The 8,356-nt window shown below is 68.8% G+C and carries 9 protein-coding genes and 1 pseudogene; 3 read left to right on the forward strand and 7 right to left on the reverse strand.

Going from position 1 to position 8,356, the window contains the following annotated elements; all coding sequences use genetic code 11:
- Positions 1–115 (reverse strand): annotated as a pseudogene (locus G3N99_RS29590) (transcriptional regulator); the annotation flags it as partial.
- A gap of 95 nt (positions 116–210) precedes the next feature.
- On the opposite strand from G3N99_RS29590, the gene G3N99_RS29595 reads away from it, so the two are divergent.
- A complete protein-coding gene (locus G3N99_RS29595; protein ID WP_206124151.1) occupies positions 211–1,104 on the forward strand; it encodes an SDR family oxidoreductase in 894 nt (297 codons plus the stop codon).
- Positions 1,105–1,156: 52 nt separating this feature from the next.
- Here the strand turns inward: G3N99_RS29595 and G3N99_RS29600 are convergent, their stop codons facing one another.
- The 5 genes from G3N99_RS29600 to G3N99_RS29620 form a co-directional block, all read right to left on the reverse strand.
- Entirely contained in the window at positions 1,157–2,146 is a 990-nt protein-coding gene (locus G3N99_RS29600) for a zinc-dependent alcohol dehydrogenase family protein (RefSeq protein ID WP_206124152.1), read from the reverse strand.
- 123 nt (positions 2,147–2,269) lie between these two features.
- Complete coding sequence (locus tag G3N99_RS29605) at positions 2,270–3,172, reverse strand: LysR family transcriptional regulator (RefSeq protein WP_174938474.1); 903 nt, start codon at positions 3,170–3,172, stop codon at positions 2,270–2,272.
- A 79-nt stretch (positions 3,173–3,251) separates the two neighbouring features.
- On the reverse strand, positions 3,252–4,631 hold the full coding sequence (locus G3N99_RS29610) for an FAD-containing oxidoreductase (protein WP_174938476.1): 1,380 nt from the start codon (positions 4,629–4,631) through the stop codon (positions 3,252–3,254).
- 208 nt (positions 4,632–4,839) lie between these two features.
- The gene (locus G3N99_RS29615; protein WP_206124153.1) at positions 4,840–5,418 is read right to left on the reverse strand and encodes a hypothetical protein; all 579 of its coding nucleotides are present in this window, start codon (positions 5,416–5,418) and stop codon (positions 4,840–4,842) included.
- A gap of 49 nt (positions 5,419–5,467) precedes the next feature.
- On the reverse strand, positions 5,468–5,932 hold the full coding sequence (locus tag G3N99_RS29620) for a GNAT family N-acetyltransferase (protein WP_206124154.1): 465 nt from the start codon (positions 5,930–5,932) through the stop codon (positions 5,468–5,470).
- Positions 5,933–6,083: 151 nt separating this feature from the next.
- Here G3N99_RS29620 and G3N99_RS29625 point away from each other — a divergent pair, with 151 nt between their 5' ends.
- Positions 6,084–6,722 (forward strand): LysE family translocator, encoded by a 639-nt coding sequence (locus G3N99_RS29625; RefSeq protein ID WP_011356053.1) that lies wholly within the window; start codon positions 6,084–6,086, stop codon positions 6,720–6,722.
- An 87-nt stretch (positions 6,723–6,809) separates the two neighbouring features.
- On the opposite strand, the gene G3N99_RS29630 is transcribed toward G3N99_RS29625, so the two are convergent.
- On the reverse strand, positions 6,810–8,021 hold the full coding sequence (locus G3N99_RS29630) for a hypothetical protein (RefSeq protein ID WP_206124155.1): 1,212 nt from the start codon (positions 8,019–8,021) through the stop codon (positions 6,810–6,812).
- Between the two features lie 104 nt (positions 8,022–8,125).
- Here G3N99_RS29630 and G3N99_RS29635 point away from each other — a divergent pair.
- Positions 8,126–8,356: hypothetical protein (locus G3N99_RS29635; RefSeq protein ID WP_206124156.1), on the forward strand; the 231-nt coding region annotated here is incomplete at its 3' end.

Below are 8,356 nucleotides of genomic sequence, written 5' to 3' on the forward strand. Positions count from 1 at the left end.
CCCGCAGGCCCGGCGTGCGGCGGCGCGTGGCCGGCAGCCCGAGCGCGGCCGGGTCGAGTTTCTCGCGGCGGTCCCGCAGGTACGCGCCGAGCAGGTTGTCGGGGGCGTCAGCCATATCCTGTTAGTTCGTTTACCGGTAAACCGTCTCGACTTCACCGCGAGCGGCCGTCGACAGATAGTAAGCCTCCATGCCATCCGGAGGTGTTGAACATGCGTGTCTTTGTTACTGGAGCGTCAGGGTTCGTCGGCTCTGCCGTCGTGGCCGAACTCATTGCCGCCGGGCACTCGGTGCTCGGTCTCGCGCGGTCCGATGCGGCCGCGGCGTTGGTCGCGGCGGCGGGCGCCGACGTCCATCGCGGGTCGCTGGAGGATCTCGACAGCCTCACGCGCGGCGCCGAAGCCGCCGATGCGGTGATCCATACGGGATTCAATCACGACTTCTCGCGCTTCGCGCAGAACTGCGAGCTCGACCGTCATGCGATCGAGACGATCGGTGCGGTGCTCGCGGGCTCGGCGCGGCCGCTGGTCGTCACGTCGGGCCTCGCGCTCGTCGCACCCGGTCGCGCGGCGACGGAAGATGATCCGCACGTGCCGGTGTCGTCGGCTTACCCGCGTGCGTCCGAAGCAACCGCGGTCGCGCTGGAAGCGCGCGGCGTGCATGCGTCGGTCGTGCGCCTGCCGCCGTCCGTGCACGGCGACGGCGATCACGGGTTCGTGCCGCGCCTGATTGCGTTCGCGCGGGAGAAGGGGGCATCGGCCTATCTCGGCGACGGCGGCAACCGCTGGCCGGGCGTGCACCGGCTCGATGCGGCGCGCGTCTATCGGCTTGCGATCGAACGCGGCGCGGCCGGCGCGCGCTATCACGCGGTCGACGATACCGGCGTGCGGTTCCGGGACATCGCGGAAGTGATCGGGCGGCGGCTGAACGTGCCGGTCGTCGCTAAAACGACAGAGGAGGCCGGCGAACACTTCGGCTGGTTCGCGATGTTCGCGGGGATGGATGCGCCGGCCACGAGCGAGCGCACGCGTGCATCGCTCGACTGGGCGCCGACGCAGCCGGGGTTGCTGGCCGATATCGACCGGCCGCGGTATTTCGAAGGCTGAGCGCGCGGTGGGCGTGCCGTCGTTGGCGAACGGCATGCCCGCCTTGCAACGTTCAGACCGTGACGACGATCTTCCCGACCTGCGCGCCGGCTTCCATGTAGCGATGCGCGTCGGCGATGTCGTCGAACGCGAACGTGCGATCGATCAGCGGTTTCAGCGCACCGGCGGCGAGTCCGTCGACGATGAAGCGCTTCGCGCGCTCGAGCCGCTGCGCGTCGCCGGTGATCTCGAACAGCTCGTAGCCGCGCAGCGTCAGGTGGCGCGCGAGCAGGTCCATCACGGGCACCGGGATGTCGCGCGTGTCGAGCGCGCCGTACTGGAAGTACGTGCCGTTCGTGGCCAGCGCGCGCAGCAGGTTCGCCGCGTCCGGGCCGCCGACCGGATCGAACACGAGGCGCGCGCCGGCGCCGCCGGTGAGGTCCGCCACTTGCTGCGGCAGGTCGGCAGGGCTGCCGATGATCACGTGCTTCGCACCTGCTTCGAGCAGCGCCTGGCGTTTCGATTCGCCGCGCGTCAGTGCGATCGGCACCGCGCCGACGTGGTTCGCGATCTGGATCGCCGCTTGCCCGACGCTGCTCGACGCGGCGCCGATCAGCACCGCGTCGCCGCGCTGCAGGCCGCCGAGTTCGATCAACGCGCCCCAGGCCGTGACGAACATCATCCACGTCGCGGCGGCCTCCTCGAACGACAGGCTTGCCGGATGCCTGACCACCGCATGCACGGGCACGTTGACGACCTCGCCGTACATCCCGTAGTCGGCGAACGAGAACGCCGGCACGACGCTCACCGCATCGCCTTCGGCGAACGCCGTCACGTTGCGGCCGACCGCCGCGACGATGCCCGATGCCTCGTAGCCGAGCGACGCGGGGAAGCGCGGCATGAACGTGTATTCGCCGGTGCGGTACATGATTTCCGCGCGATTGAGGCCGATTGCCTTCACGCGCAGCTGGATTTCATCGGGGCCCGGCGCGGGCACGTCGACGGTGTCGATCTGCAGGACGTCGGGGCCGCCGACGCGGTGGAAACGAACGATGCGGGACATGGAGAGCTCCTTCAATGAACGGGTGTCGATGAAGGAGCACTGTAGGCGGGTACCCGCGCCGGATAAACGCGCGACCCGATCATTGATTGTTATTCGACGAATAACAATCGGCGCACACCTGTTCTACGCCGGATAACGCCGCGCAAACAGCTCGGTCAGCCAGTCGATGAACGCGCGCACCTTGTCGGACAGATGCGCGCGGTTCGGGTACAGCACCGACACCGGCTTCGGCTCCGCCGGCACGCCGGGCAGCAGTTCGATCAGCTGGCCCGAGTCGATGCTCGGCTGCAGCGCGGGCCGCAACGCATGCACGATGCCGAGGCCGGCCAGCCCGCAGGACAGCAGCGCTTCCGAGTTGTCCGTGAGCAGGCTGCTCGCGAGCTTCACGGAGACGGTTTCGCCGTGCGGGCGGAACGTCCATTCGAGCACCTTGCGATTGCTGCCGGTAAAGAAGTTGACGGCGCGATGGGCACGAAGGTCGTCGAGCGTGCGCGGCAAACCGTGGCGCGAAACATAGGCGGGCGACGCACACGTGACCATCGGCACCGCGCCGACGGTGCGCGCGACCATGCTCGAATCCTTCAGCTTGCCGACCCGCACGACGCAGTCGATGCCTTCGCCGATCAGGTCGGCCGGCTGGTCGCTCGCGCCGAGCACGAGCTCGATCTGCGGATAGCGCTGCTGGAAATCGGGCAATGCCGGAATCACGACCGTCTTCGCCAGGGCGAGCGCGATGTCGATCCGCAAGCGGCCTTTCGGTATCGCGCGCTGCTTCGGGAATGACGCGAACGCGTCGTCGATGCTGCCGAGCAACTGCACGCAGCGCGCATGGAACGCCTCGCCTTCGGCAGTCACGCTGACGCGCCGCGTGCTGCGGTTCAGCAGCCGCACGCCGAGTTCCTGTTCGAGCTGCTGCACAGCTTTCGTCACGGCCGGCCGATGCAGTTGCAGCGCGTCGGCGGCCTGCGTGAAGTTGCCGCGTTCGACGATCTGTACGTAGATCTGCATCGCTTGCAGGCGGTCCATGGCGTTCCCGGGTGTCGTGGCGAGCGGCCATCTTCGCATACCGCTCGCCACCGATGCGACCCCCGCGCGTGGTTACCCGTCACTCGACCGGATGCAGGTCCTGCAGCAGCGTCGGCACGAGCTCCGACACGGTCGGATGGATGTGCATCGCGCGGCTGATCGTCGTGTACGGCGCGCCCGCTGCCATCACGTCGAGCATCCCGTGCACGACTTCGTCGCCCGTCACGCCGAGGATCGATGCGCCGAGGATCGCGTGGCTGTCCGCGTCGACGATCACCTTCATGAAACCCTGGCTCTCGCCTTTTTCCACCGCGCGGCCGACGCGCGTCATCGGGCGCGTGCCGACGAGCAACCGGCGGCCCGTCTGCTTCGCTTCCGTGAGCGTCATGCCGACGCGGCCGAGCGGCGGATCGATATACATCGCGTATGCCGTGATGCGGTCGGACACCTTGCGCGGATCGTTGTCGAGCAGGTTGGCCGCGACGATCTCGTAGTCGTTGTACGCGGTGTGCGTGAACGCGCCGCGCCCGTTGCAGTCGCCGAGCGCCCAGATGCCGGGCACGTTCGTGCGCAATTGCTCGTCGACCTCGATATAGCCGCGCGCATCGGTCGCGACGCCCGCGCGGTCGAGCCCGAGATCGTCGGTATTCGGCACGCGTCCGACCGCGAGCAGCAGGTGCGAGCCCGCGACCTCGCGGCCGCCGCCCGCGCAGTCGAGCCCGACCGCGATGCCGTTGCCGTCGCGTCGTGCGCTCAGGCAGGTCGCATCGAGCTGCACGTCGATCCCTTCGTTTTCGAGAATCTCGCGCACGGCCTGCGACACGTCCTCGTCCTCGCGGCGGATCAGGCGCGAGCCTTTCTCGACGACCGTGACCTTCGACCCGAAGCGACGATACATCTGGCCGAATTCGAGCCCGACGTAGCTGCCGCCGACGATCACGAGATGGTCGGGCAGGAAGTCGACGTCCATCATCGTCGAGTTGGTCAGGTACGGCACCGTGTCGAGGCCCGGCATGGCCGGCACCTGCGCGCGCCCGCCGACGTTGATGAAGATGCGTTCCGCTTCGAGCAGGGCGTCGCCCACGCGCACCGTGTTGGCGCGCTCGAAGCGGGCGTGGCCTTGAAACACGGTCGTGTTCGCGAGGCCGCGCACCCATTGCTCGACGCCCTGGTTCGAGCGGCCGGAGATCTGGTCCTTGCGTGCCTTCACGGCTTTCATGTCGACGGTGACGGGGCCGCCGACCGACACGCCGTATTCGCTGCCGCGCCGCGCGAGGTGCGCGGCGTACGCGCTCGCGATCAGTGTCTTGGTCGGGATGCAGCCGGTGTTCACGCAGGTGCCGCCGAAGCGGCCGCGCTCGATGATCGCGACTTTCATGCCGGCGGCGGACAGCCGCGCGGCGAGTGGCGGCCCGGCCTGCCCGGTGCCGATGACGATCGCGTCGAAGTGTTGCGTCATGACGTCCTCCTGTGCGGGTGCAGCGAGGGAACGCGTGCGGACGAGCCGCGTGCGGGGCCGGCGCACGGTCGCGCGACGGCGAGCGCTTATGGTAGCCCTGTTGGCGTGTGCTCGCGAGTGCGGGAGAAGCGGGACGTGACTGCGTCCGGCCGTGCTCGCGCCGGCCGGCGTGCGATGCAACCGGCCGCAGCGCGTTGCCCCGGCCGCGTCAGTCCTTGCGTTGCCACTGACCGAACGACACCGGCCGGTGCGCGTCGGCGCGCGTGACGGTGACGTGGTCGGGCTGGTCGTCGAGCGGAAACGATTGGGTGACGATGCGGCTCGAAAACAGCCACCCGTGCGTGTGCGGGTCGTAGCGGAACGTCACGTAGTCGCTCCAGTGCTGCCCGCACGCGACGAAGTTCTGCACGGTGAAATAGCGGCCTTTGATCGCGAAGCCGTTGTCGGCGGCGTCTTCGGGATCGAACGGGTCGCACTGGCCGCCTTCGTTCGCGCGCAGCACGACCTGGTCGTTGCGCGCGACGAGCCGGAACGCGTGATCCGGTTGTTCCTCGAAGATCAGCAGCGGACGCGGCGACGGCTGCTCGCGCGTATCGACCGCCCGATGCACGACGACGAGAAAGCTGTGACGCCCGTTGTCGAGCTCCGGCCCGGCATGCGCGAGCAGCGGCTGGTAGCCGGGCGGCAACTGCGCGGCGATCGATTTCGGCAGGTCGCCGGCGCGGGCGTTGAACGAAAACGCGGCGAGCAGCGGGAGGAGCACGAAGGGCAGGCGGGAAACGCGCATGACGGGGTGTCCGGTCGAAAGGAAGAAAGAGGTGCCGATGGCGTGGCGGTTACAGATCCCGCCCGAGAAACTCGGTGCCCGGCACCGGATTGAACGCGACCGGCGGCGCGGGCGTGAAGCCGAGCGACGCATACAGTTTCCGGGCCGCGACGAACTCGGGCAGCACGTCGAGGCACATGCGCGCGTAGCCGGCCGCTTTCGCGTCGTGCAGCAGCCGTTCGACGAGCTGGCGGCCGACGTTCAGCCCGCGCGCTTCGGGGCGCACGTAGACGCGCTTCATTTCGCACGTCGTGTCGTCGATCTCGCGAAACGCCGCGCAGCCCACCACGCGCTCGCCGTGCCAGGCGAGCAGCAGCAGCCCGCGCGGCGGCGCGTACTTGCCGGGCAGCGCGGCGATCTCGGGCTCGTAGTCCTGGAATTCGAGGCTGACGGTCGGGCTCGCGATGTACTCGCGGAAGATCGCCTCGACGACGCGGGCGTCGTCGGGATAGTGGGCGGCGCGGATCTCGATCATGGGTGGCGGCGCGAATGACGGAAAAGAGGGCCAGCATAGCAGTGAGAGGCGGCTTTCGGCCATGCGTGAAGCGTGCCAGAATCGTCGCTTCGACCGTCGGAAACGACACGCAGGCGTCGGCGATTCGGCGTCGCTCACCAAGGAGACTTCGATGACTGCATCGGCTGCCGTACTCGCGATCCTGGCTGCGCTGTTTCTCGGCGCGATGATTCCGGGCCCGAGCTTCGTGCTGGTTGCCCGCAATTCGATCGGGCTGTCGCGTCGCGACGGGCTCGCCACCGCGCTCGGCATGGGCATCGGCGGCATCGTGTTCGGCGGCGTCGCGCTGGCCGGGCTCTATACGCTGCTGCAGGCCGTCGAATGGCTGTACGTGGGCCTCAAGCTGGCGGGCGGCGCGTACCTGATCTACATGGCGTCGAAGATCTGGCGCGGCGCCGACCGGCCGATCGCGATGGACGATCCGCAGGCGATGGCCGGCGGCAGCGCGCGCAAGTCGTTCTGGACGGGCCTCACGACCCAGCTCAGCAACCCGAAGACGGCGATCTGGTACGGCAGCATCTTCGCGGCGCTGCTCCCGCAGCATCCGCCGCTGTGGTGCTATCTGGCGCTGCCGCCGCTCGTGTTCGGCGTCGAATTCGGCTGGTACACGATCGTCGCGCTGTGCTTTTCCACGCGCCGGCCGCGCGAGCTCTACCTGCGCGCGAAGAAGTGGGTCGACCGCGTCGCCGCTGGCGCGATCACGCTGCTCGGCCTTCGACTGATCCTGAATGCACCGAAAGCGGGCATCTGACCGCTTCCATTCCCGATCTGCATCGCCCGGCGGCCGGCCATTCCCGTGGCCGGCTGCCGGCGCGCCCCGCGCGAACGCGCATCGGCATCAGGCTTCGCTGAACCGCGCCAGCAGCGCCGCGAACCGCGAGTCGTCCGGAAACTCCTTCACTTCATAGCGCACCGGGTGATGCCCGGTGGCCGTCATCAGGTCGCCGCAGGTGCGCAGCAACTCGGCCATCGGCACGTAGGCCGACTGTCCGGTCGACTCGCGATGGAGCGCGACGATATCCGTCTCGGGCAGCAGGGACGGCACGCCGTCGCTCCACACGCCGACGCTGAACAGGCTGCCGTCCTGGCGCTTGTACACCGAGTAGGTCGCCACGAAGATGTCGGTGCCGTCGCGCTCATGCACGTCGTTGAGCAGCATCCGCTGATCCTGGTAGTCGCCTGCGAGCTCGCCGATGCGCAGCGCATGCAGCTTCGCTTCGAGCCCTGCCGGCACGAAGCGCTGCCAGGCGGCGCCGTCCCAGCGCAGCATCAGCGGCGGCAGCGCGCGCGGCTGCGCCTGCGCCTGTTCGGCGAGGTCGACCATGGCGGCGAGCCCGGCCGGATTGCGGTCGCCGGTGAGCAGCAGCACCGCGCGGTTCGGCGCCATCACGACCGGCGCGCCGGCGATCGGCTGCCGGTGGAGCAGGTCGGTCAGCAGCAGCCGCGCCGCGTCGTAGGAGTCGTCGAATTGCGACACGAATACCCCGTTCGGCAGCGCGGCCCACGGCGTCGACGATTCGGCCCGCAGGTTGTCGATCGCGATGTCGCAGGCTTCGTCGAACGAGACGCCCCATTGGTCGAGCGTGGAGGTCGGCAGGCGCGCGATGTTGAACTCGCCGTCGTATGCGATGCCGATCTCGAGGTTCTCGCACAGCGGCCGGAACGCCAGCTCCGTAATGCCGAACTGCCCGGCCGTTTGCAGCGCCGTCACGCAGCGCTCGGTCGCGCTGCGGATCACGGGGCGCAGCCTGGCGCGCGCGGCGGCGAAATCCGCCGGGATCTCGTGCTGCAACATCGCGTTCGCCTGGCGCTTCAGCACGGTGTCGCGCTCGGACGGCTTCGCGGCCGCGTAGTCGCGGAACAGGTTGTGCAGGTTGATGATGTTCGACGGGACATCCGACTGGACGAGACAGCCCTTCTCGTCCTCGTGGCGCCAGGTGCGCGTGTCGCCCGATGCGCGCAGCGTGGCGATCAGGCGTTCGGCGAACGCCTGCGGGGTCGGCGGTTTGCCGAAACGGTCGCGCAGGCGCGTGACGAGATTGGCAAGCATCGTGTGCGGTCGGGCCGGGCCCGTCTGTTGTCGTTGTGGGTCGGTGGCGCCCGCTCTCGGAGGCGCCGCCCGCGGCCGGCACGCATGGCTCGACGGGTGCTGCGATGGTAGCGCAACGCGACAGGTATCGTCGGACGATATTCGCGATCGGTGGGCGATGTTGTTGCGGGCGAGGGCAGAGAGAGGCAGAGGCAAGGGCAGAGGCAACGGCAGAGGCAGAGGCAGAGGCAGAGGCAGAGGCAGAGGCAGAGGCAGAGGCAGAGGCAGAGGCAGAGGCAGAGGCAGAGGCAGAGGCAGAGGCAGAGGCAGAGGCAGAGGCAGAGGCAGAGGCAGAG

It is taken from the genome of Burkholderia sp. Ac-20392 (genome assembly GCF_017104585.1).
Taxonomy (GTDB): Bacteria; Pseudomonadota; Gammaproteobacteria; order Burkholderiales; family Burkholderiaceae; genus Burkholderia; species Burkholderia lata.

Excerpts from the sequence above, each read along its gene's own strand:
- G3N99_RS29595 (WP_206124151.1), top strand. The coding sequence starts at position 211 with ATGCGTGTCTTTGTTACTGGAGCGTCAGGGTTCGTCGGCTCTGCCGTC.
- G3N99_RS29600 (WP_206124152.1), bottom strand. The coding sequence starts at position 2,146 with ATGTCCCGCATCGTTCGTTTCCACCGCGTCGGCGGCCCCGACGTCCTG.
- G3N99_RS29605 (WP_174938474.1), bottom strand. The coding sequence starts at position 3,172 with ATGGACCGCCTGCAAGCGATGCAGATCTACGTACAGATCGTCGAACGC.
- G3N99_RS29610 (WP_174938476.1), bottom strand. The coding sequence starts at position 4,631 with ATGACGCAACACTTCGACGCGATCGTCATCGGCACCGGGCAGGCCGGG.
- G3N99_RS29615 (WP_206124153.1), bottom strand. The coding sequence starts at position 5,418 with ATGCGCGTTTCCCGCCTGCCCTTCGTGCTCCTCCCGCTGCTCGCCGCG.
- G3N99_RS29620 (WP_206124154.1), bottom strand. The coding sequence starts at position 5,932 with ATGATCGAGATCCGCGCCGCCCACTATCCCGACGACGCCCGCGTCGTC.
- G3N99_RS29625 (WP_011356053.1), top strand. The coding sequence starts at position 6,084 with ATGACTGCATCGGCTGCCGTACTCGCGATCCTGGCTGCGCTGTTTCTC.
- G3N99_RS29630 (WP_206124155.1), bottom strand. The coding sequence starts at position 8,021 with ATGCTTGCCAATCTCGTCACGCGCCTGCGCGACCGTTTCGGCAAACCG.